Source organism: Neorhizobium galegae (genome assembly GCF_021391675.1).
Lineage (GTDB): Bacteria > Pseudomonadota > Alphaproteobacteria > Rhizobiales > Rhizobiaceae > Neorhizobium > Neorhizobium galegae_B.
Map to the genome: position 1 here is coordinate 2281472 of NZ_CP090095.1, position 20973 is coordinate 2302444.

The 20973-nt window shown below is 63.0% G+C and carries 24 protein-coding genes, 1 pseudogene and 2 riboswitches; of the genes and pseudogenes, 9 read left to right on the forward strand and 16 right to left on the reverse strand.

What is annotated here, in order from left to right:
- Positions 1-13 precede the first annotated feature (13 nt).
- From gcvP to gcvT, 3 genes are read right to left on the reverse strand one after another with little or no spacing between them, the layout of a single operon-like run.
- Positions 14-2881, reverse strand: a complete 2868-nt coding sequence (gcvP, locus tag LZK81_RS11400; RefSeq protein ID WP_233956356.1) for an aminomethyl-transferring glycine dehydrogenase — start codon at positions 2879-2881, stop codon at positions 14-16.
- Positions 2878-3240 (reverse strand): glycine cleavage system protein GcvH, encoded by a 363-nt coding sequence (gene gcvH, locus LZK81_RS11405; RefSeq protein WP_233956357.1) that lies wholly within the window; start codon positions 3238-3240, stop codon positions 2878-2880. Before gcvH ends, gcvP begins: the two co-directional genes overlap by 4 nt.
- A 16-nt stretch (positions 3241-3256) precedes the next feature.
- Positions 3257-4393, reverse strand: a complete 1137-nt coding sequence (gcvT, locus tag LZK81_RS11410; RefSeq protein WP_233956359.1) for a glycine cleavage system aminomethyltransferase GcvT — start codon at positions 4391-4393, stop codon at positions 3257-3259.
- Positions 4394-4460: 67 nt separating this feature from the next.
- Positions 4461-4540, reverse strand: a riboswitch (glycine riboswitch).
- Positions 4541-4628: riboswitch (glycine riboswitch) on the reverse strand.
- Positions 4629-4823: 195 nt separating this feature from the next.
- Here gcvT and LZK81_RS11415 point away from each other — a divergent pair.
- Positions 4824-5201: a hypothetical protein gene (locus tag LZK81_RS11415; RefSeq protein WP_233956360.1), complete on the forward strand. Its 378-nt coding sequence runs from the start codon at positions 4824-4826 to the stop codon at positions 5199-5201.
- 67 nt (positions 5202-5268) lie between these two features.
- Positions 5269-5757 (forward strand): copper chaperone PCu(A)C, encoded by a 489-nt coding sequence (locus tag LZK81_RS11420; protein ID WP_418936489.1) that lies wholly within the window; start codon positions 5269-5271, stop codon positions 5755-5757.
- Between the two features lie 40 nt (positions 5758-5797).
- On the opposite strand, the gene LZK81_RS11425 is transcribed toward LZK81_RS11420, so the two are convergent.
- Entirely contained in the window at positions 5798-6214 is a 417-nt protein-coding gene (locus LZK81_RS11425) for a DUF2000 domain-containing protein (protein WP_233956361.1), read from the reverse strand.
- A gap of 138 nt (positions 6215-6352) precedes the next feature.
- Between LZK81_RS11425 and LZK81_RS11430 the strand changes: the two genes are divergently transcribed.
- Entirely contained in the window at positions 6353-6838 is a 486-nt protein-coding gene (locus LZK81_RS11430) for an Lrp/AsnC family transcriptional regulator (protein WP_046607059.1), read from the forward strand.
- Between the two features lie 175 nt (positions 6839-7013).
- A complete protein-coding gene (locus tag LZK81_RS11435) occupies positions 7014-8609 on the forward strand; it encodes an EAL domain-containing protein (RefSeq protein ID WP_233956363.1) in 1596 nt (531 codons plus the stop codon).
- 17 nt (positions 8610-8626) lie between these two features.
- Here the strand turns inward: LZK81_RS11435 and LZK81_RS11440 are convergent, their stop codons facing one another.
- On the reverse strand, positions 8627-8914 hold the full coding sequence (locus tag LZK81_RS11440) for a hypothetical protein (protein ID WP_052753652.1): 288 nt from the start codon (positions 8912-8914) through the stop codon (positions 8627-8629).
- 115 nt (positions 8915-9029) lie between these two features.
- On the opposite strand from LZK81_RS11440, the gene crcB reads away from it, so the two are divergent.
- The 5 genes from crcB (at position 9030) to LZK81_RS11465 (ending at position 12453) form a co-directional block, all read left to right on the forward strand.
- Complete coding sequence (crcB, locus tag LZK81_RS11445; protein ID WP_046607057.1) at positions 9030-9407, forward strand: fluoride efflux transporter CrcB; 378 nt, start codon at positions 9030-9032, stop codon at positions 9405-9407.
- 49 nt (positions 9408-9456) lie between these two features.
- Positions 9457-10452: an RluA family pseudouridine synthase gene (locus tag LZK81_RS11450; RefSeq protein ID WP_046607056.1), complete on the forward strand. Its 996-nt coding sequence runs from the start codon at positions 9457-9459 to the stop codon at positions 10450-10452.
- Positions 10449-11102 carry an HAD family hydrolase gene (locus LZK81_RS11455; protein ID WP_233956364.1) on the forward strand — a complete coding sequence of 218 codons (654 nt, stop codon included), beginning with the start codon at positions 10449-10451 and terminating at the stop codon, positions 11100-11102. The genes LZK81_RS11450 and LZK81_RS11455 overlap by 4 nt, the downstream gene beginning before the upstream one ends.
- Positions 11103-11114: 12 nt before the next feature.
- Positions 11115-11906, forward strand: coding sequence for an ATP12 family chaperone protein (locus LZK81_RS11460; protein ID WP_233956365.1), 792 nt, complete (start codon positions 11115-11117; stop codon positions 11904-11906).
- Positions 11907-12120: 214 nt separating this feature from the next.
- On the forward strand, positions 12121-12453 hold the full coding sequence (locus tag LZK81_RS11465) for a hypothetical protein (protein WP_233956367.1): 333 nt from the start codon (positions 12121-12123) through the stop codon (positions 12451-12453).
- A 3-nt stretch (positions 12454-12456) separates the two neighbouring features.
- Here the strand turns inward: LZK81_RS11465 and LZK81_RS11470 are convergent, their stop codons facing one another.
- The 11 genes and pseudogenes from LZK81_RS11470 to lipB all read right to left on the reverse strand — a co-directional run bounded on the left by LZK81_RS11470 (position 12457) and on the right by lipB (position 20961).
- Positions 12457-12696, reverse strand: coding sequence for a DNA-binding protein (locus LZK81_RS11470; protein WP_233956368.1), 240 nt, complete (start codon positions 12694-12696; stop codon positions 12457-12459).
- A gap of 66 nt (positions 12697-12762) precedes the next feature.
- On the reverse strand, positions 12763-13596 hold the full coding sequence (gene fghA / locus LZK81_RS11475; RefSeq protein ID WP_233956369.1) for an S-formylglutathione hydrolase: 834 nt from the start codon (positions 13594-13596) through the stop codon (positions 12763-12765).
- Between the two features lie 18 nt (positions 13597-13614).
- A complete protein-coding gene (locus LZK81_RS11480) occupies positions 13615-14277 on the reverse strand; it encodes a DUF1345 domain-containing protein (RefSeq protein ID WP_046607051.1) in 663 nt (220 codons plus the stop codon).
- A 17-nt stretch (positions 14278-14294) separates the two neighbouring features.
- Positions 14295-14742: pseudogene (locus tag LZK81_RS11485) on the reverse strand (YaiI/YqxD family protein).
- A gap of 88 nt (positions 14743-14830) precedes the next feature.
- The gene (locus LZK81_RS11490) at positions 14831-15019 is read right to left on the reverse strand and encodes a YegP family protein (protein ID WP_038587050.1); all 189 of its coding nucleotides are present in this window, start codon (positions 15017-15019) and stop codon (positions 14831-14833) included.
- An 85-nt stretch (positions 15020-15104) separates the two neighbouring features.
- A complete protein-coding gene (locus LZK81_RS11495) occupies positions 15105-16232 on the reverse strand; it encodes an S-(hydroxymethyl)glutathione dehydrogenase/class III alcohol dehydrogenase (RefSeq protein WP_233956370.1) in 1128 nt (375 codons plus the stop codon).
- 105 nt (positions 16233-16337) lie between these two features.
- Positions 16338-16952, reverse strand: coding sequence for a GNAT family N-acetyltransferase (locus tag LZK81_RS11500; RefSeq protein ID WP_233956372.1), 615 nt, complete (start codon positions 16950-16952; stop codon positions 16338-16340).
- Between the two features lie 77 nt (positions 16953-17029).
- On the reverse strand, positions 17030-18298 hold the full coding sequence (locus LZK81_RS11505; protein ID WP_233956373.1) for a hypothetical protein: 1269 nt from the start codon (positions 18296-18298) through the stop codon (positions 17030-17032).
- Between the two features lie 137 nt (positions 18299-18435).
- A complete protein-coding gene (locus LZK81_RS11510; protein ID WP_233956374.1) occupies positions 18436-19074 on the reverse strand; it encodes a hypothetical protein in 639 nt (212 codons plus the stop codon).
- Positions 19075-19249: 175 nt separating this feature from the next.
- Positions 19250-20170 (reverse strand): DMT family transporter, encoded by a 921-nt coding sequence (locus tag LZK81_RS11515; RefSeq protein WP_233956376.1) that lies wholly within the window; start codon positions 20168-20170, stop codon positions 19250-19252.
- A 62-nt stretch (positions 20171-20232) separates the two neighbouring features.
- Positions 20233-20961, reverse strand: coding sequence for a lipoyl(octanoyl) transferase LipB (gene lipB / locus LZK81_RS11520; protein WP_233956377.1), 729 nt, complete (start codon positions 20959-20961; stop codon positions 20233-20235).
- Positions 20962-20973: the final 12 nt, after the last annotated feature.

Below are 20973 nucleotides of genomic sequence, written 5' to 3' on the forward strand. Positions count from 1 at the left end.
ATATGTGAGCGCCTTACTCGGCTGCCTCCGCGTAAGCCTCCAGCGGCGGGCAGGTGCAGACGAGGTTGCGGTCGCCGTAGACGTTGTCGACGCGGTTGACCGGGGACCAGTATTTGTCGACGCGGAAGGCGCCGGGCGGGTAGCAGGCCTGTTCGCGGGAATAGGGGCGATCCCATTCTCCGACCAGGTCTTCCACCGTGTGCGGGGCGTTCTTCAGCGGGTTGTTCGTCCGGTCCATGCGGCCTTCCTCGATGGCGCGGGCTTCCTCGCGGATCGCCAGCATCGCATCGCAGAACCGGTCGAGTTCGGCCTTGGTCTCGCTTTCGGTCGGCTCGATCATCAGCGTGCCGGCGACCGGCCAGCTCATGGTCGGGGCGTGGAAACCGCAGTCGATCAGGCGTTTTGCGACATCGTCGACGCTGACGCCGGCCGAGACGTTGAGCGGGCGCGTGTCGATGATGCATTCATGCGCGACGCGGCCTGCCTCCGACTTGTAGAGCACGTCATAGGCGCCCTTCAGGCGTGCCGCGATATAGTTGGCGTTGAGGATCGCCACCTTGGTCGCCTGGGTCAGGCCTTCGCCGCCCATCATCAGGCAGTAGGACCAGGAGATCGGCAGGATCGACGGCGAGCCGAAGGGCGCGGCCGAGACGGCACCGTCACGACCATCCGTCGCCGGGTGGCCGGGGAGATGTGCCGCCAGATGCGACTTGACGCCGATCGGGCCCATGCCGGGACCGCCGCCGCCATGCGGGATGCAGAAGGTCTTGTGGAGGTTGAGGTGGGAGACGTCGGAGCCGATGTCACCGGGGCGGGACAAGCCGACCATGGCGTTCATGTTGGCGCCGTCGAGATAGACCTGGCCGCCGTGGGCGTGGGTGATCTCGCAGATCTCGCGCACCGTTTCCTCGAAGACGCCGTGGGTCGAGGGGTAGGTAATCATGCAGGCCGAGAGGTTTTCGGCATATTGCTCCGCCTTGGCGCGGAAATCGTCGAGGTCGATATCGCCGTTGTCTCGGACTTTTACGACGACGACCTTCATGCCGACCATCTGGGCGGACGCCGGGTTGGTGCCGTGCGCGGAGGTCGGGATGAGGCAGACGTCGCGGTGAGTATCGCCCTTGGCGATGTGGTAGTTGCGGATGGTGAGCAGGCCCGCATATTCGCCTTGCGCGCCGGAATTCGGCTGCAGGGAGAAGGCGTCGTAGCCGGTGATCTGGCAGAGCTTCTGCGACAGGTCGTCGATCATTTCCTTGTAGCCGAGCGCCTGGTCCGCTGGCACGAAGGGGTGGATGTCGGCAAATTCCGGCCAGGTGATCGGCAGCATTTCAGCTGTGGCATTGAGCTTCATGGTGCAGGAGCCGAGCGGGATCATCGCCCGGTCGAGCGCCAGGTCCCGGTCCGAGAGCCGGCGGATATAGCGGGTCATTTCGCTTTCGGCGCGGTTCATGTGGAAGATCGGGTGGGTCATGTAGTCGGATTTGCGCAGCAGCGCGGTCGGCAGGCGCCAGGTGGGCTCGAAATCCGAGACCTTGAAATTGCCGCCGAAGGCACGCCAGACGGCTTCGAGCGTCGCCGGCCTTGTACGCTCGTCGAGCGACATGCCGATGCGGGTTTCACCGACCTTGCGCAGGTTGACGCCTTCGGCGACGGCGGCGCGCATGATCAGGCCCTGCATGTGGCCGACCTCGACGGTGATCGTGTCGAAGAAGGTGTCGGGTTCGATCGTATACCCAAGCTTTTCGAGGCCCTTGGCCATCAGCACGGCCTTGCGGTGGACCTGCTGGGCGATCGCCTTCAAGCCGTCCGGGCCGTGGAAGACGCCGTACATGGAGGCCATGACGGCCAGCAGCACCTGGGCGGTGCAGATGTTCGAGGTCGCCTTTTCGCGGCGGATATGCTGCTCGCGGGTCTGCAGCGACAGGCGGTAGGCGCGATTGCCGCGGCTGTCGACCGAGACGCCGACCAGGCGGCCGGGCATGGCGCGCTTGTGGGCATCCTTGACCGCCATATAGGCCGCATGCGGGCCGCCGTAACCGACCGGCACGCCAAAACGCTGGGAGGAGCCGATGGCGATGTCGGCGCCCATTTCGCCGGGGGATTTGAGCAGCGTCAGCGCCAGCGGATCGGCAGCGACGGCGGCGACGGCGCCGGTCTGGTGCAGGCGGGAGATCAGGCCGGTGAAATCGCGGACATGGCCGTTGGTGCCCGGATACTGGAAGATCGCGCCAAAAACGTCGACCGGATCGAGATCGGTCATCGGGTCGCCGATGATGACGCTCCAGCCGAGCGGGGCGGCGCGGGTTTCGATGAGGGCTATCGTCTGCGGGTGGCAGGCGGCATCGACGAAGAAGGCGGTCGCCTTCGACTTCGCCTGGCGCTGGCAGAGCGCCATGGCTTCGGCGGCGGCGGTCGCCTCGTCGAGCAGCGAGGCGTTGGCGACGTCGAGGCCGGTCAGGTCGCAGATCATCGTCTGGAAATTGAGGAGCGCTTCGAGGCGGCCTTGCGAAATTTCCGGCTGGTAGGGCGTGTAGGCGGTGTACCAGGCGGGGTTTTCAAGGATGTTGCGCTGGATGACCGGCGGGGTGATCGTGCCGTAATAGCCCTGGCCGATCAGGGAGACGAGCGGCTTGTTCCGGTTTGCGGTATCGCGCAGCTTGTCGAGCGCCTCGCGTTCGGTCAGCGCCGGTCCCCAGGCGAGCGGTGTCGTCTGGCGGATTGAGGATGGCACGGTGGCGTCGATCAGGGCGTCGAGGTTTTTGTAGCCGACGACCTTCAGCATCTCGGCCATTTCGGTCGGCGAGGGGCCGATATGGCGGCGGTTGGCGAAATCGTAGGGCTGGTAGTCGGTGAAATGGAAATCGGTGCTGTCGGTGGTCATGCGATCAGTTCCTGGTAGGCGGCCTCATCCATCAATGCGTCGGCGTCGGGCACGTTCTTGAGCTTCAGCTTGAAGAACCAGCCCTTGCCCTGCGGATCGGAATTGACGATCGAGGGATCGTCGACGATCGCCTGGTTGACCTCGGTGACTTCGCCATCCAGCGGACAATAAACGTCGGAGGCAGCCTTGACGCTTTCGACGGTCGCGGCATTGCCGTCCTTGGTGAGCTGGCTGCCTACTTCCGGCAGTTCCACGAAAACGAGATCGCCGAGCTGTTCGGCAGCGTGAGAGGTGATGCCGACGGTGGCAACACCGTCTTCGAGCTTCAGCCATTCGTGTTCGGCGGTGAATTTCAACATGGTTCTCTCCGGAGGATTATCGTTTGTAAGTAGGGGTGATGAAAGGCAGGGCGGAGACGGTGAGGGGCAGATATTTGCCGCGCACCTCCGCGAAGATCTGGCAGCCGGGTTCGGCAAAGCGGGTCGGCACGTAGCCCATGGCGACGGGGCCTTCGACCGAGGGGCCGAAGGTGCCGGAGGTAACTTCGCCGAGCTCGGTCCGCCCTTCCGCATCCGCATAAAGTTTTGCGTGGGCGCGGACGGGCGCCTTGCCCTCCGGCTTCAGGCCGATACGGCGGCGGGAGGTGCCGTTCGCCAGTTCACCGAGGATGCGGCCCGCGCCCGGAAAACCGCCGGCGCGGGCGCCGCCCAGGCGGCGGGGTTTCTGGATCGCCCATTCCAGCGCCGCCTCGATCGGCGAGGTGGTCGTGTCGATGTCGTTGCCATAGAGGCAGAGGCCGGCTTCCAGGCGCAGCGAATCGCGGGCGCCGAGGCCGATCGGCTGGCAGTGCAGGTCTTCGAGCAGCGCGCTCGCGATCTGCTCTGCCTGGTCTGCCGGAACCGAGATCTCGAACCCGTCCTCGCCGGAATAACCGGAGCGGGAGATGATGCCGTCGACATCGTGCAGAGACGCGTCGCGGACGTCCATGAACTTCATGGAGGTGACATCCGGCCAGAGAGCCGCCAGGGCGCCCTCGGCGCGCGGACCCTGGAGGGCGAGGAGCGCGCGGTCTTCAAGGAGCGTGACATCGCAGCCGGCCAAGTGCGCCTGCATATGGGCGAGATCAGCGTCCTTGCAGGAGGCGTTGACGACGACGAACAGGTGGTCGCCGCGATTGGTGATCATCAGGTCGTCGAGGATGCCGCCATTGTCGTCGGTGAAGAAGCCGTAACGCTGGCGGCCGGGTTTCAGGCCGAGAATATCGACGGGCACCAGGGTTTCAAGCGCAAGGGCTGCATCCTCGTAAGCGCCGGATTTCGCACGGATGACGACCTGGCCCATATGGGAGACGTCGAAAAGCCCCGCGGCGGTGCGGGTGTGCAGATGTTCCTTCAGCACGCCGGCCGGATATTGCACCGGCATGTCGTAGCCGGCAAAGGGCACCATCCTGGCGCCGAGCGACAGATGGAGGGCGTGAAGCGGGGTGGTCTTGAGAACGGTTTGATCGTCCAAGGACGCCTCCAGGGTTGGCGCATTTCGAGCGCCGGCTCAGATTCAGGCGCAGTGACGCACCGGTTTATGAGCCCCCTCTGTCCTTGTCGCCTGAGATTGTTATCCCTTCGGCGGGCCCTCTTCGGGCCTCTCTCCAGAGTTCCTGTCGGTCGACTGCTGGTCCTTTTGCCTGAGAGTTTCCGGGGCGGTTGCTCCTTCGGCACCGCATCTAAGCGGCTTCTCCCAGCGAGTCTGAGTGGTATTATCGACCTCGATCACGGTTTGGCAAGCCCCTGATGTCGCGGTGGGCACGATTTTTGTCGCAGCGCAGCAAACGCGATTTGATCTAATGCAATGCGAGGCGACAGAGATGCGGTATCACGCGACAAAAGGGCTTTTGCGCTTTATCGTGATCTGGGTTATTCCCCGCATCGGTCGAACAGGCGGAACAATGACGGCAAGACTGGACATGGCGGCGAGCTGGACGCGCGTTTTCTGCGCGATGCTGCTGCTTTTGCTGGGGTTTGCGCATCAGCCGGTGCAGGCCTCGGCACCCATCGATTCCTACAGCGAAGCCTATCGGCTGCCGGACGGCACGTTTGCCGATATCTGTTCCGAAGGCGAGCACGGCCACCGGATGCCGGCGGCAAAACCGCTCTGCGAAGTCTGCCTGCTGGCCGCATCGGTCATCCTGCCGCCGCCGGACGACGAGGCCTGGCTTGCCGGCGAGCGCGCCTCGCTTGCCAATCCGCTGCGCCGGTTTTCCGAATTGCTCGGCATCACGGCCGTCGCCCGGCCGAAATCCCGCGCCCCGCCGATCTCGATCTGATCCTTTAATCTGCTCAGATCAATCGCGGTCGACCGGCATGGATCCAGTCACCGTATGGGGATATTTCATGAAGACCTTCACCAAACTCGCTTTCCTCGGCATTTTCGCTGCGACCAGCATCGCTTTTTCTGGGGCGGCGGCCGCTGATGATGCGCCCGTCAAACTCGGCGACCTGGAAATTACCAGCGCCTTCACCAAGGCCATGTTGCCCGGCCAGCCAGTCGGCGGCGGCTATCTGACCATCAAGAACAGCGGCAAATCCGACGACATGCTGGTCTCGGTTGCCTCGCCCGTCGCAGGCACCGTCGAGCTGCACGAGATGGCCATGCAGGGCGAGGTGATGAAAATGCGCAGGCTCGATACCGGCATAGCCATCCCGGCGGGCAAGACCGTCGAACTGACGCCCGGCGGGCTGCATCTGATGTTCATCAAGGTCAAGGAACCTTTCACGCAGGGCGGCAAGGTCCCGGTGACCCTGACCTTCGAGAAGGCCGGTAAGATCGACATCACACTGCCGGTCGAGGCCGCGGGGCCGGGCGGCCACGTACACAAGTGAAGTTCGACAGAGCCTGCTCCTCGGAGCGGGCTCTTCGTCTCTAGCGCAGCAGTTTGAGGCTGCCGGTCAGCGACTTTATCCATTTAGAAGGCCCGGCAAGGCCAAGGCCGTCGATCTCCTCTTCCGCCAGATCGCGATCGGGGAAGGCGGCCTCGTAGGCCCGATAGTCATGCAGCGATCTGGCGAAAGCCGGAAAGGGGACAATCGCGTAGTCCTGCGACAGCAACAGGGCCTTCAGCAACAGGGATCTGATCGTATCCGCCGGCGCCTGCAGGATCGGCACCGGCAGGGAAGAGCTGATATCGATCGTGCGACCTTGGCGATCGGTCAGCCGGCGAGCCGCGAGCGCGGGCACGCGAGCGCCGAGGCCGATCGAGATGGCGCCGGCCGTGTTGGCAAGGAGGCCGAGCGGCAGGGCAGGGTTGACGATGATGGCGATGCGGATTTCGTCGGTCATGGGCGGGCAGGGTATCCATCAGTGGAAGAGGGGCCGCAGATTACTCGAGATCGTCCGGTCGATCCTGCCTTTTACTTCTCCCTTCAAGCATTTTGGGGTAGGATCTACCTATTGAAATGGAACTGTGGGTAGAGTTTGATGGCGAACGACGTTGAGCCGGCAGATATACGAATTCTGGAAGCGTTGCAGGAGGACGGCCGCCTGACCAATCAGGCGCTCGCGGACAGGATCGGGCTTTCGACATCGCCGAGTTGGCGGCGCGTCCGGCACCTCGAGGAGACGGGCGTCATCCAGGGCTACAAGGCGGTGCTGAACCGAAAGGCGATCGGCCTCGGCGTACTCGCCTTCATCCGCGTCAAGATCGACAGCCATAGCGAAGAAGAAGCGGAAGCGTTCGCGGCGGAGGTGATCGGGCTGGACGAGGTAATCGCCTGTTACAGCATCGCGGGCGACGCGGATTTCCTGCTGCAGGTCGTCTCACCGGATCTCGACGCCTATGCGGATTTCGCCATGTCGACGCTGCGGCGGTTACCGCGCATCAAGGAAATGCAGACGACCTTCGTCCTGAAGGAAATCAAAGCTTTCGACGGACTTCCGCTGCGTTTCGCAGGCCGCCGGGCCTAAAATCCTCTCCCGGCTTGCCGGACGGAGATGCCCATTCGGCCCGACTTGCGCGGGCAGTACGCAACCGGCAGGGCTTTAGAAATTGCTTCGATACAACCTGATCGAGTTGCATCAAGAAATCTTAACAGAAGTCCGCGATGAATGTCGCCAAGACCTCTCATCAAAGGTTTCGGCAATGGAACTGCGACGTTCTGGGGTGATTGCGGCGGCCATTTTTCTCGGCCTGCTCGGGGCAATCGTTCCGATTGGCGCGATGGTCTACATTTCGTGGGTCATCACGGTCGAGAAACAGCAGAACAATCTCGAACGGCTCGCCGAGCAGACGATCATGCGTGCGAGCAGGACGTTCGAGGACGCGCGGGCGGCGCTCGATTCGCTCGCCTATCCGCGCCTGGTGCCCTGTTCGGACCAGCATATCGCCCGGATGCGGGTGATCGCCTTCAATACGCCCTCGGTCAAGGAAGTCGGCTATTTCGAGAACGGCCTGCTGAAATGCACCTCCTGGGGGATCGAGGAGCGCAAGGTCGACAGGCCGTGGATCGACTACATGACGCCCGACGGCGTGGAAGTCGCCACCCGCGTGCAGCCGGCGGTCAGCATGGGCAATCCGATGATGGGGCTGCATTACGGCCCCTATAACGTGCTGGTAGACCCGGCCCGTTTCATCGACATCCTGGTGGACGCCGACATTTCCCTGGCGCTCGCCAACCGGCAGGGCATGCTGATCAACGAACTCAATTCCCCCGAAACGGACCTGGTCAACGCGCTGATCGACGAGCCGAAGAACGGCATGACCTCCTCGGTTCTCTACGCGATAGCACGCAACAAGGGGTTGATCGCGATCGCCATGGAGCCGCGCTCCAACCTGACCGGCAGGCTGCGGGAGGAACAGCTCCTGCTGCTGCCGGTCGGTGCCTTCGTCGCCATCTTCATTGTCGGCGTGGTGGTCTGGCTGTCCAGGAAAAGACTGTCACCGCTCGGGGAGCTGGCGATCGCAGTGCGCAAGCGCGAATTCATCGTCCACTACCAGCCGATCATCGAGCTCAAGACCGGCATCTGCGTCGGCGCCGAGGCGCTGGTGCGCTGGCGGCGACCGGATGGGTCGCTGGTGCGCCCGGACCTGTTCATTCCGCTCGCCGAGGAGAGCGGACTTATTCTGCCAATCACCGACCAGGTCATCGAAGCGATCATTGCCGATCTCGGTGGACTGCTCAGGGCGGACAGTTTGCTGCATATCGCCGTCAACCTTTCCGCCGCCGACGTCACCTCCGGGCGCATACTCGACGTGCTCGACAGGAAACTCGCGAAGACTGGAATAGCGGCGGGGCAGATCTGGCTGGAGGCCACGGAACGCGGCTTCATCGACATCGAGGCGGCGCGGACGACATTAACCGCGGCTCGGCAAAGAGGCCATTCGGTAGCGATCGACGACTTCGGTACGGGATATTCCAGCCTGCAATACCTGCAGGGGCTGCCGATGGATGCGCTGAAGATCGACAAGTCCTTCGTCGACACGATCGGCCGCAACAGCGCCACCAGCTCGGTCACCGGCCACATCATCGAGATGGCGAAGACGCTCGACCTGCAGATCGTCGCCGAAGGCGTGGAGACGGAGGAGCAGGCGGACTATCTGAAGGCTCACGACGTGCATTTCGGCCAGGGCTGGCTGTTCTCCAAACCGCTGCCGGCCGCCGATTTCATCGACTATCACTGGAACGCGAGATCCCGCTCGGGGAGCGGGCGGCATAATATCCGGTGCGTGGCGGCATGAGGGCCCGCCGGGCGATATCAATCTTCCAGATCGCGATAGGCCGACTCGACCTGGCTGAACGTGACCTGCTGGCGCGGCTTCTGGTCGGCGGTGAGCATGTCGAGCGAAACGGTGGTGGCGGGGATCATGAATTCGGTATCGCCGGGGTCGCCGGCGTTTTCGGCGCGGCGCTGGTTGCGGTCCGAATCGGCCTTGATGTCCTTGACCTGATCCTTGGCCGAGATGCGCCGGCCGGGCTTCAGCGCCTCGATGGCGAGTGCGGCGGTGCTTGCCGATATGCTGACCAGTAGTGTCATCTCGCCCATCACTCTCTTTTCTCAGAATATGATAATTACGGCGGCCCTGATTTGTTCCCCTTTAAACAAAACGTCGGCATTTTATCGATTTGACGATTCTCGTTTCTGCCCTAGAGAAAGTTCCATGACCAACATGCTTCTCGTCGCCGTCGGCGGAGCGATCGGCTCCGTCTGCCGTTATCTCGTCGGGCTCTGGGCGCTGCGCCTGTGGGGGCCGGCGTTTCCGTGGGGGACGCTTGCCGTCAATATCGCCGGCTCGTTCGCGATCGGGTTCCTTGCGGAGCTGATCGTCCGGCGCTTCGATGCGTCGCCCGAGATGCGGTTGCTGATCATCACCGGCTTTCTCGGCGGCTTCACGACGTTCTCGGCCTTTTCGCTGGATGTCGTGTCGCTCCTGGAGCGGGGCGCGACCATGGTGGGCGTCACCTATATCGTCGCGAGCGTGGCGATCTCGCTCTGTGCGGTTTTTGCCGGACTGGCGCTCGGGCGGGCAATGCTCTAAAGACCGGGCAAAGGGCCGTTGGCCCACATCCAGATATGAAAGAGCTTTGATGGCAGGCATCGAGCATATCCGCGTCGAAGCGGACGAGGCGGGCATGCGGCTCGACCGTTGGTTCAAGATCCATTACCCGGGCCTCGGCTTCGGGCCGCTGCAGAAACTGCTGCGCTCCGGACAGGTGCGCGTCGATGGCGGACGCGTGAAATCCGACGCCCGCGTACAGCCGGGACAGACAGTGCGCATCCCGCCTTTGGACGTGGATGCGAAGAAGACGGGTCCGATCGCCGGCAAGGATCTCAAGCATTCCAGCGATTTCGAACTGCTGTCGCGCATGGTGCTGCACGAGGACGAGAAGGTGATCGTGCTCAACAAGCCGGCGGGCTTGGCCGTCCAGGGCGGATCGGGCGTCGCGCGCCATATCGACCAGATGCTCGACAGCTGGGTGAGCCCGAAGGGCGAAAAGCCGCGGCTCGTCCACCGGCTCGACCGCGACACATCGGGCGTGCTGGTGATCGCCCGCACCCGTGGTGCCGCGCAGAAGCTGACGGCCGCCTTCCGCGAACGCGACACCAAAAAGACCTATTGGGCGCTGGTCAAGGGCGTGCCGCGCAAGCACGAGGACAAGATCTCCACCTGGCTGGTGAAGGAACAGACGCCGGACGGCGACCGCATGCGGATCGCCAGGCATGGCGAGGACGGCGCCGATCACGCGGTGTCCTATTACCGGGTGCTGGAAATGGCGGCGCAGACGCTCTGCTGGATGGAGATGGAGCCCTATACCGGCCGCACCCACCAGCTGCGCGTGCATGCGCTGCATATCGGCCATCCGATCATCGGCGACCCGAAATATTTCGACGACGATCACAACTGGGATTTTCCGGGCGGCATCCAGAAGAAGCTGCATCTGCATGCGCGCCATATCGACATACCGCATCCGAACGGCGGACGGCTGAAGGTCACGGCACCTTTGCCGCCGCATATGGTGCAGAGCTGGAACCTTCTCGGGTTCGACATGGAAAACGGCCGCAGGGACGACGACGACGAATGAAACTGGTCCTTTTCGATTGCGACGGCACGCTGGTCGACAGCGCGAACCTGATCCATGAAACCATGCGCCGCACCTTTGCCCATTTCGGCAAGCCGGAGCCCAAGGTTGAAGACACCAAGGCGATCATCGGGCTGACGCTCGACATCGCCATTGCCCGCATGCAGGGCAAGCCGCATGCGGACGACGAAGCCGTCGAGATGATGGCCTATTACAAGACGCTGTTTGCCGTCGTGCGCCAGGATCTCGGTTTCAGGGAGCCGTTGTTCGAAGGGATTCGCGAACTGATCGACGCGATCGGTCCGCGCAAGGATCTGCTGATCGGCGCGGTGACCGGCAAATCGCGGCGCGGCCTGAAGCTGGTCGTGGAGACGCATGGGTTCGACAAGTATTTCATGGTGTCGCGCACCGCCGACGACTGCCCCTCGAAACCGCATCCGGCGATGGTGACCGAATGCTGCGACGAGACCGGCATGAAACCGTCCGATACCCTTGTCATCGGCGATGCCATTTACGATATGCAGATGGCGAAGGCGGCCGGTACCACGGCGATCGGCGTTGCCTGGGGTTACGCCTCGGTGGACGAGCTGAACAAGGCCGGAGCCGACGCGATCATCCATCATCCGAGCGAGTTGCTGAGCCATATCGGCTGAGGTTTTATTTCCATGCGTGACATGTTTCCCGATCCATCCGAAGCGCTGAGCCATCCGGACCCGACGCGGCGGGCGCAGATCCAGATGCACAAGCCGCTGCCGAAGCGCTTCTACAAGGAAGTATCGGTTGCCGAAGGCGAGGGCGGCCACGCCATCCATCTCGACGGCCGGCCGGTCCGGACGCCCGCCAAGAACGGGCTCATGGCACCGACAGCGCGGCTTGCCGAACTGATCCGCGACGAATGGGCGAACCAGGTGGATGTGATCGATCCCGGCACCATGCCGGTGACGCGGCTCGTCAACACGGCGATCGACGGCATCGCGATAGATCCGCAGGCGGTGTTCGAGGATATCCTGCGGTTCTCTTCGAGCGACTTGCTCTGCTACCGCGCCGAAGCACCGGAAAACCTGGTGGCACGCCAGAACGACCTGTGGGACCCGATCGTCGATTGGGCGGCGAACGAACTCGGCGCCCGCTTCATCCTGGTCGAAGGCGTGATGCCGCAGGAACAGCCGAAGGAGGCGACGGCCGCCTTTGCGGTGACCCTGAAGAAATACGATACGCCGATCGAACTCGCCGTGCTGCACACGGTGACGACGCTGACCGGCTCGGCGATCCTGGCGCTCGCGTTTGCGGAAGGCCACCTGACCGCCGACGAGGCCTGGACGCTCGCCCACCTCGACGAGGACTGGACGAACGAACATTGGGGCGCGGACGCGGAGGCCGAGCATCGGCGCGCCAAGCGGTTCAAGGAAATGCGGGCGGCAACCGAAACTTTTCTTGCCTTGAAGCCCTCGGCTTAATCGTTCTCTAACCGTGTTCGTTGGAACATCTGAAGGTGCCGTCTTGCAGGTCCCTTCATGTTTCGTCGTCTGTCTCGTTTCTGTCTCATTGCTTTGACGGCCCTGCCGCTGATGTCGTTCCGTCTGGAACAGGCAAATACGGCGCAGGAAAAACTTCTCTATGACGTGCGCGGCGCTTTCGTGACCGCGCGGCCGGATGTGCCAGAAGGGATTGGTGATCGCCACCGACATGCTGGTCGACGAGGCGATCCGTGCAACCGTCAGGTCGATCGCCCTGCCGCGGACGATCATCTCGGTGCGCATCGACGAGATGTCGCATCTGCCGATGCTGATCGGCAGCCGGCATGAGGCGAAGGTGACGGTGCAGGCGATATCGGTGAATACCGGCGAACCGATCGCCAGGGGGACATTCAAGACGTCGATCTTCCTGCTGGACGGAGATACCGCGGACCGTGACCTCGCCGAAAAGATCGCCGACCGCATCTCCGGCGAATTCCGCCTCGACGGCCAGCGCCGCCCGACCATGGCGACCGCGCTGTTTCCGTGAGACCTAGGAAACGTATTTGTGCAGGATCGAATTGATCAGCGTCTGATAGGGCATGCCCTGTTCAAGCGCCTTGGCTTTCAGGCGTGCGGCCCTGCCGTTTACTTTCGATCGCGCCCTGCGCGCGGCATCTTGCCAGACGCGTCTGCGGTTTTCGGTGTCGCCAACCGGCACCCATTCGTCGGTCTCCGATAGCGCGATGATTTCCTGTTCGCTGAGTTCGCCGGCGGACCCGCTCTTGCTCACGACCTGACCCTCTCCATAACAACGCCAGCCTTTTATCTCTACCTAAAAGTGCGTCCGATCAAGAGCTCAGCCCAGCCGTTCCGCGTGCCAGCGCAGGTGATCGTCCATGAAGGTCGAGATGAAATAATACGAGTGATCGTAGCGCTCGTGCATCCGCAGCGTCACGTCGATATCCGTTCCCTTGGCCGCCTCCTCGAACAGCCAGGGGCGCAGGCCGTTTTCGAGAAAGCCGTCGGCCTTGCCCTGGTCGATCAGGAATTCCGGAAAGCGGGCGCCGTCTTCGACCAGTGCGCAGGCATCATATTGGCGCCAGGCCGAGGGGTCGGCGCCAAGATATTTCTCGAAGGCGGATGCCGACCAGTCGGCGGTCGAGGGCTCGACGATCGGCGCGAAGGCGGAGCAGCTCTTGAAGCGGTCGGGGTTCCGGAGCGCGATCGTCATCGCGCCGTGACCGCCCATGGAATGGCCGAAAATGCCCTGGCGGTCCATGTCCATGCGAAAATGCTGGCTGACGAAGTTCGGCAGTTCCTCGGTGATGTAGGTGTACATCTGATAATGCTCGGCCCACGGCTTTTCCGTCGCATCGAGATAGAAGCCGGCGCCCTTGCCCATCTGCCAGTTGGTGAGCTCGTCCGGCACGTCATTGCCGCGCGGGCTGGTATCCGGGCAGATGACGATCAGCCCGAGTTCCGCGGCCATCCGCCTGTATTCGCCCTTTTCCATGACGTTGGCATGGGTGCAGGTGAGGCCCGAAAGATACCAGACGACCGGGCAGGGCTCCTTGATCGCCTGCGGCGGCACGAAGACGGCGAACGTCATCTCGCATTTGCAGGCTTCGGATTCGTGCATGAACACGCCCTGCATGCCGCCGAACGCGGTGTTCTGGGAAAGGACCTTCATCGACGCTCCTCGAAGATATCAGTTGCTCATCGACACGACGGCGTTGACGGCCGCGGCGACAAGGACGGTGTTGAAAAAGAAGGACACGACCGCATGCAGGAGGTTGATGCGGCGCATGCCGGTCGTGGTGATCTGGACGTCCGAAGTCTGGGCGGTCATGCCGATGACGAACGAGAAATAGAGAAAATCGTAGGCGCCGGGCTCGTCGGTTTCGGGAAAATCGAGGCCGCCGCGCTTCGCCTCGTTCTGCTCGGCCTGCTCGTCCGGCCGCCAGAAGCGGTGGGCGTAATGCATGGCGAACATCGTGTGGATCGTCAGCCAGCCGAGCACGACGGATGCGAAGGCAAGCGACACGGCGGCAAGGCCCGCAGGCTGCGAACGGTTCAGCGCTTCGAACAGCGAAACCACGGCAGCGGCAACGGCGAGCAAAGTTACCCCCAAGATGACCGGCGCGGGCTCGTCGTCGTTTTGGCCTTTCTTTCTGAACGTGGCGCCATCGAGCTTCGGGATGCGGGCGGCCATCATGACGAGGTAGATCAGGAAGAAGACGATGACTGCAATGCCGGGCGCGAGTTCCGGCACGTAAAGGAGCAGGAACGGCAGACAGACCAGCGAGGCTATGGTGCCGGCGAAGAACGGGCCATGCCGGTGATAGGTCACTCTGCGCCAGGGGCTCGGCATCCGGGTTTTCCGATCGCTCACGTGGCTGATTTGGCGCGGCGGCAGAGCCTGTCCAGCGTTTCCAGGAATTTCGAGCGGTCGCGCGGCGAAAAGGCGGCGTTGTAGCCCTTGCTTTCTCCGGTCTCGCGCAGATGCGCCCCAAGGTCGCGCATGGCGCTCGCCATGCCGATATTGGTCTCGTCGAAGACCCGGCCGGTCGGGCCGGTCACCAGCGCGCCCGATGCAACACAGCGTACCGCCAGCGGCACGTCGGCGGTAACGACGATATCGGTGGGTCCGGCGCGTTCGGCGATCCAGTTGTCGGCGGCGTCGAAACCGGCCGAGACGATGACGTTGTGGACCATCGGATCACGAGAGGGTCGCAGGCCGGAATTGGCGACGAACGTCACTTCGAGGTTATGGCGTTCCGCGACTTTCAGAGATCTCCGGCTTGACCGGACAGGCATCGGCGTCGACGTAGATCATGAATGGATAACTCCGGCCCAATCCGGCGACCTCCCGCGCGACGGGAGGCAGCGTAGCCCGCCCCAGCGGGCTACGCGCAGGATATGGCTCAGGCGACGGAGGTCGTCTGGTCGTCGACTGCTGCGCCGGGTACGTTTTTCTTGATCGATTCTATGGCCGAAACGGCGGAAGCCTTGGCCGAATACCCTTCCGAAGAGAACATCGCCTGGCCGTTCGAAGCCTTGAAGCGAAAACGGTATTCCCCGGCCTTGTCCTGGTAGATTTCGAACTTGTACATCTTCTGCGTTCCTCACATTAAACGGAGTTAAATCCTAGTCTATTCGCAGCATTGGAGCGTGTTCCGGAACGTGTCGGAACCGCGCTCAATAAATTACTACGCTGCGAATCGATTCGCCGCCATGCATCAGCTCGAAACCCTTGTTGATGTCCTCGAGCGGCATCGTGTGGGTGATCATCGGATCGATCTCGATCTTGCCCTCCATGTACCAGTCGACGATCTTCGGCACGTCGGTGCGGCCGCGGGCGCCGCCGAAGGCGGTGCCCATCCAGGTGCGGCCGGTAACGAGTTGGAAGGGGCGGGTGGAAATTTCCTGGCCGGCGCCGGCAACGCCTATTACCACCGACTTGCCCCAGCCGCGATGCGACGCTTCCAGCGCCTGGCGCATGACCCTGGTGTTGCCGGTGCAGTCGAACGTGTAGTCGGCTCCGCCGATCTGGTCGGCTCCACGTTTCGTCAGGTTGACGAGATAGGGGACTATATCGCCGTCGACTTCCTTCGGATTGACGAAATGGGTCATGCCGAAGCGTTCGCCCCAGGCCTTCTTGTCGTTGTTCAGATCGACGCCGATGATCATGTCGGCACCGGCAAGCCGCAGGCCCTGGATGACGTTCAAACCGATGCCGCCGAGGCCGAAGACGATGGCAGTTGCGCCGATCTCCACCTTGGCGGTGTTGATGACCGCACCGATGCCCGTGGTGACGCCGCAGCCGATGTAGCAGACCTTGTCGAAGGGGGCGCCCGGGTTGATCTTGGCAACCGCGATCTCCGGAAGGACCGTATAGTTCGCAAAGGTCGAGCAGCCCATGTAGTGATGGATCTTGTCCTTGCCGATCGAGAAGCGCGAGGTGCCGTCGGGCATCAGGCCCTGGCCCTGGGTGGAGCGGATCGCGGTGCAGAGATTGGTCTTGCGCGACAGGCAGGAGGGGCATTCGCGGCATTCCGGCGTATAGAGCGGAATGACGTGGTCGCCCTTCCTGACCGAGGTGACGCCGGGGCCGACGTCGACGACGATGCCGGCGCCCTCATGGCCGAGGATCGCCGGAAAGAGGCCTTCAGGATCGGCGCCGGACAGGGTGAAATCATCGGTATGGCAGATGCCGGTCGCCTTCACCTCGATCAGCACTTCGCCGGCGCGCGGGCCTTCGAGCTGTACGGTCATGACTTCGAGCGGTTTGCCAGCCTGAACGGCGACGGCGGCGCGGACATCCATGATGTTCTCCCTTGAGGCTTTATAGATTCGGCGCGACCTTTGCACAGGCGAGGGGGCCGGCTCAAGCCGGAACGAGCCGTTCGCAGTCGTATTTCGGTGAGCGGATCAAGGTCCGATGAGGGGCACGTGCGGGGACGTCGTGCGCGGCATCAGGCCGGTCAGGCGCGGATCGTCGAGGACTTCGACCATCACGGCATAGGGCGTGAACCCGGACCGCTGATAGAACTGCATTGCGGCCGGGTAGTCGAAGTGACAGGTATGCACCCAGAAACGGCGGATCGGATGCGCCCAGGCCTTCTCGATCGCCCAGTTCATCATGAAACGGCCGGCACCCTTGCCGATCGCACCCGCGACGAGGCCGAAATAGACGAGCTCGCATTCGCCCTGCTTCCGGAAATCGAGCTCCAGGAGGCCGATCCGGCGGCCGCCGTCGAGAAGCGCGTAAATCTCGACCTTCGGATCATTAAGGACCGAAGCGAGTTCGTCCTCTCCCATGACAAGCCGCGAGACCCACATCCAGCTCTCGCCGACCGCGCGGAACAGCGCGCGGTATTCGTCGGGAGCAGGAGACTGCCAGCGTTCCAAGACGAGCGTATCCGGCGCCGTCGCGGTTTTCCTGCGCGGCCTTTCGAGCATCTCGAGGCAGGTAACGACAGTGGCAATCTTGCCCGGAGGTACGGCGGAATAGCCGGACGGTAATGTGGGGTTTTCGCTTTTCATGTAACCTTTGGAGCCGCTTGGCGGGTTGATGTCAATGGGCGGAGACGTCGATGGCAAGTGATGTCGAGGGCAGGTGATCAGCCGAAAAGGCGGTCGCAGGCGTATACGATACCGTGGGAATGGATGGCGACCGCGGCGTAGAGACCAAGGCCCGCCATCAGCCGCTCGCCCGGATGCATGGGGTCGAGACTTTCGCGCGGCTTGGCGGACGAAATGCCCATCAGGCTCATCAGCGTGAAGACGGCAAGTGCCGCGATCAGGGCCGTCGACGACAGTCCGATCCGGTAACCGACCCACAGCATCAAAAGCGTGATTCCGAAACTGCCGGTGACAAGCAGGCTGCGGGTCGGAAAGATCTGTCTCAGCACCCGGCCGCCGTCGAACTGGGTCATCGGCAGAAGATTGAGGAGGTTGAAGGCCCCGAGGATCAGCAGGAAGACCAGAGCCGGTTCACGCAGGGACGAGGACAATAGGTGGGCGTTTGAGAGGTCGTGGACGGAAATCACCACCGGTACGAGGAAGGCGGACATGCCTGCGCCCATGAGCGCGCAGGTGGCGACTTCGAAGCGGCTGTTGTAGGGCCGCCCGCCGATGGCGATGCCTCCGAGAAACGGCACGAAGATCATCCTGACCCGTTCATGCCCGAAGGCGCGATAGGCCGCCATGTGCCCCAGCTCGTGCAGCACGATGACCAGCGTCAGGATTATGGAAATCGTCAGGCCCGCCGCGGTGAGCCCGAAAAAGGGCCAGAGCAGCAGCGTCGAGAGGAGCGCCAGGACTATCTGGACGACCGGGTGTTCGATCATGCCGCCTGTTTTCGGCCGGCCGTTTTTCAGCCAGGCAGTCAACGACGAAAGCTCACGGCGGATCATGAAATAGCGAAACAGGTAGACGGCGAGGCCGCGATAGTCGTCCGTCTGGGCGAGGGTGATCGTGGAACCGCCGGGCACGGCCGACACGGCGCGGTATTCCTCGAAGTTGCGCCAGAAAGAAATGTCGAGCGCGGTGTCGTCGACCACGCGTGCACGGCTCTCGTAGCTGCGCTGCGTACTGTCGACATTTTCCTCCACCTTGAAGACCCGCCGGATCGGCGCACCGTGGCGATCGGGATGGCTGTAGGCGATCTCGATCCCGCCGCGCTCCCTTTCCGTCCCTGAGGAGAGGATCGAAGGGTTCCAGCTCGCTTCCTCGCCACCGGGGTGAAAGGCGTGCCAGAGACGTTCAGGAGCGATTTCGAGCGTCCGATGCAGCGTGATGGTGCGGCGGCCGACGGGTGCAGCCATCAGCAGCCAGAGCAGACCGAGATTGATCGTCAGCAATAGGACGGCGGAGACAATGGGAGTCATATCGACCTCGGGAGCCTGTCGGCTCGCCATTGGCCGATCATCACGGACACCATTAGGCCGATTGATTTTCCAGGCGGTTTAGCCAACCGCTAAAATGTGAACGAGCAGCCGTGCAACGCGGCGCGACCGGCGGTTCGTCAGGCCGCCACCTCTCGCGTCATCAGGCGATGCCCGGCATCGGTCACCAGCCAGGGACCGGAGCGCAGCACGTCCTTCGGCCTTTCATAGGTCGCCACCGTGGCGATCATTTCCCGCCAGGCGGGATGATGGGCTTCAGCATCGGCCAGTTCGTCGATCCCGCGCAGGACGCGCGCTTCGACCGGCGAGAGCATAAGCCGGCCACGTTCCATCGCGCCGCGCAGCACCCGCCAGATATAGGTGAGATCAAAGGCGGCGATGCCAGGAGAGTTGGGGCGGGCGGCGTGGTAGGCGCCGCGTGCGCCGGGCTCGAGGGCAAGGCGCACCTGGTCGAGAGCAAAGGCCGAGAGGCTCTCCGGCACCTCGGACGCCACTTCCATGGCATGCAGCAGCAATTCGAGCTCCAGCGCGGAATGAACGGCACCGTCGGCGGCGATCGTGCGCATCAGCCAGCTGGCTTTCGCGTCGTCGATGCGTCCCAGCGGCTCCGTGCCGCGCACGAGATATGCCGTCAGGCTTTCGACGAAATAGGTCGACCATTCGGGGCTTTGTTCGGGACAGGAATCATTCAGCGCAAAAAGGGCGAGCGCGTCTTCGGAGGAGCAAATGCCATCCGGGAACGCGTATTTGCGCAGCATCAAAATATCGTCGGCCACAATCCGACCCTTCCCGGCGATGACACATGCCGGAAAAGAAAAGCGGAACCCGCTCATCTTCATTTCTCCGTTTCATCATGAAACTCAATGTGGGTGATAATTGAGAGAAGTTGAGAGGCAGAAAAGAAGCGCGGTTAACCGGTGGGAAACGGCGCCTTCAGACGGTCTCCAACTGCTTCGATTTGGAACGCTCCCGCCAGATGATGAACAGGCCGGAGGCGACGATGATGGCGATGCCGAACCATTTGGAGGCGGTCGGGAAGTCGCCGAACAGGGCGTAACCGAGCACGGTCGCCGAGATGATCTCGAAATACTGGAAGGGTGCAAGCAGCGACAGCGGCGCCAGCCGGAAGGCACGCACCACGAGCAGATGCATATAGCCCGAGATCGAGCCGAGCAGCATCAGCAGGACGAGACCGAGCCAGGAGGCGGGGAGCGACGGCGTAAAATCCCCAGCCCCCGTGCTATCCCCGATGACCAGGGCCGCGGCCATGAACAGCGTTCCCCCGACGCCCGCCATGGTCTGCATGACGAGCGGCAGATCGGCTTCGCCGATCGCCCGGTTGAGGAAAAGGTAGAGCGTGAAGAGGAAGGCGCAGGCGACCGGCAGAAGCGCCGTCCAGCCGAAGATCGCATAGCTCGGCTGGATGACGATCATGGCACCGCCGAAACCTGCGACGATCGCCAGCCAGCGCCGCCAGCCGACCTTTTCCCGCAAAAAGATCGCCGACATCATCGTGAGCATGAAAGGTTCGACGAAATAGATGGCGAAGACATCGGCGAGCGGCATGTATTTGACCGCCGCGAAGAACATCAGGCTGGCCGCCGCATGCAGCACGCCGCGCAGCAGGTTCATCCAGGGGCGCTTCGGCCGGAAGATGGCAGCGCCCGTGAAGACGGCGAGCGGCAGAATGCAGACGAGCTGGAAAAAGAAGCGGTAGAAGGTCACCTGGCCGGGCGACATCGCCTCGAAGGTCGCCATGTATTTGGCGATGGCATCCATCACCGGCAGGATGACCATGCAGGTGGCCATGATGGCCATGCCCTTCAGCGGATTTTCAGGTGTGGAAGGGGGCATGCCCGGGACTTTCGAGGAACCGGGTTCTTCAACCACAGCGACCGGCAATGTTCAAGCCACAATCAGGCGGCGGCAGGGTCAGAGGCCGTGGCGCCGAAGATTTCCTCGAAGGCTTCGCGCAGGCGCATGTCCACATCGGCCATCATCACCGGAAGGCCGAGATCGACGAGGCTCGTGACGCCATAGGCACTGATTCCGCAGGGCACGATGCCGGTGAAATGCGAGAGGTCCGGGTCGACATTGAGGGACAGGCCGTGGAAGCTCACCCAGCGGCGCAGGCGGATGCCGAGGGCGGCCACCTTGTCCTCTGCCATAGAGCCGTCCGGCAGAAGCGGCTTTTCCGGACGGCGCACCCAGACGCCGACGCGGTCTTCGCGCCGTTCGCCGCGCACGTTCATCATGTCGAGGGTGCGGATCACCAGTTCCTCGAGCGCCGCCACATAGGCGCGCACGTCCTGGCGCCGGCGCTTGAGGTCGAGCATCACGTAAGCGACGCGCTGGCCGGGACCATGATAGGTGTATTCGCCGCCTCGGCCTGTGGAAAACACCGGAAACCGGTCCGGCTCGATCAGGTCGGCGGCGTCGGCGCTGGTGCCGGCGGTATAGAGCGGCGGGTGTTCGAGCAGCCAGACGAGCTCGTCGGCACGGCCATCGGCGATCGCCGCCACCTCGCGCTCCATCTCCGCCACCGCGGCCTCGTAAGGGACAAGCCCATCGGAGATTCGCCAGCGCACCGGCGGAGAGCCGGCTTGCGGCAGCATGGACAGATTGAGGTCGGTGCGTGTGAGCATGGAAAATCTTCT

Excerpts from the sequence above, each read along its gene's own strand:
- gcvP (WP_233956356.1), bottom strand. The coding sequence starts at position 2,881 with ATGACCACCGACAGCACCGATTTCCATTTCACCGACTACCAGCCCTAC.
- gcvH (WP_233956357.1), bottom strand. The coding sequence starts at position 3,240 with ATGTTGAAATTCACCGCCGAACACGAATGGCTGAAGCTCGAAGACGGT.
- LZK81_RS11415 (WP_233956360.1), top strand. The coding sequence starts at position 4,824 with ATGACGGCAAGACTGGACATGGCGGCGAGCTGGACGCGCGTTTTCTGC.
- LZK81_RS11420 (WP_418936489.1), top strand. The coding sequence starts at position 5,269 with ATGAAGACCTTCACCAAACTCGCTTTCCTCGGCATTTTCGCTGCGACC.
- LZK81_RS11425 (WP_233956361.1), bottom strand. The coding sequence starts at position 6,214 with ATGACCGACGAAATCCGCATCGCCATCATCGTCAACCCTGCCCTGCCG.
- LZK81_RS11430 (WP_046607059.1), top strand. The coding sequence starts at position 6,353 with ATGGCGAACGACGTTGAGCCGGCAGATATACGAATTCTGGAAGCGTTG.
- LZK81_RS11435 (WP_233956363.1), top strand. The coding sequence starts at position 7,014 with ATGGAACTGCGACGTTCTGGGGTGATTGCGGCGGCCATTTTTCTCGGC.
- LZK81_RS11440 (WP_052753652.1), bottom strand. The coding sequence starts at position 8,914 with ATGGGCGAGATGACACTACTGGTCAGCATATCGGCAAGCACCGCCGCA.
- crcB (WP_046607057.1), top strand. The coding sequence starts at position 9,030 with ATGACCAACATGCTTCTCGTCGCCGTCGGCGGAGCGATCGGCTCCGTC.
- LZK81_RS11450 (WP_046607056.1), top strand. The coding sequence starts at position 9,457 with ATGGCAGGCATCGAGCATATCCGCGTCGAAGCGGACGAGGCGGGCATG.
- LZK81_RS11455 (WP_233956364.1), top strand. The coding sequence starts at position 10,449 with ATGAAACTGGTCCTTTTCGATTGCGACGGCACGCTGGTCGACAGCGCG.
- LZK81_RS11460 (WP_233956365.1), top strand. The coding sequence starts at position 11,115 with ATGCGTGACATGTTTCCCGATCCATCCGAAGCGCTGAGCCATCCGGAC.
- fghA (WP_233956369.1), bottom strand. The coding sequence starts at position 13,596 with ATGAAGGTCCTTTCCCAGAACACCGCGTTCGGCGGCATGCAGGGCGTG.
- LZK81_RS11480 (WP_046607051.1), bottom strand. The coding sequence starts at position 14,277 with ATGCCGAGCCCCTGGCGCAGAGTGACCTATCACCGGCATGGCCCGTTC.
- LZK81_RS11490 (WP_038587050.1), bottom strand. The coding sequence starts at position 15,019 with ATGTACAAGTTCGAAATCTACCAGGACAAGGCCGGGGAATACCGTTTT.
- LZK81_RS11495 (WP_233956370.1), bottom strand. The coding sequence starts at position 16,232 with ATGGATGTCCGCGCCGCCGTCGCCGTTCAGGCTGGCAAACCGCTCGAA.
- LZK81_RS11500 (WP_233956372.1), bottom strand. The coding sequence starts at position 16,952 with ATGAAAAGCGAAAACCCCACATTACCGTCCGGCTATTCCGCCGTACCT.
- LZK81_RS11505 (WP_233956373.1), bottom strand. The coding sequence starts at position 18,298 with ATGACTCCCATTGTCTCCGCCGTCCTATTGCTGACGATCAATCTCGGT.
- LZK81_RS11510 (WP_233956374.1), bottom strand. The coding sequence starts at position 19,074 with ATGCTGCGCAAATACGCGTTCCCGGATGGCATTTGCTCCTCCGAAGAC.
- LZK81_RS11515 (WP_233956376.1), bottom strand. The coding sequence starts at position 20,170 with ATGCCCCCTTCCACACCTGAAAATCCGCTGAAGGGCATGGCCATCATG.
- lipB (WP_233956377.1), bottom strand. The coding sequence starts at position 20,961 with ATGCTCACACGCACCGACCTCAATCTGTCCATGCTGCCGCAAGCCGGC.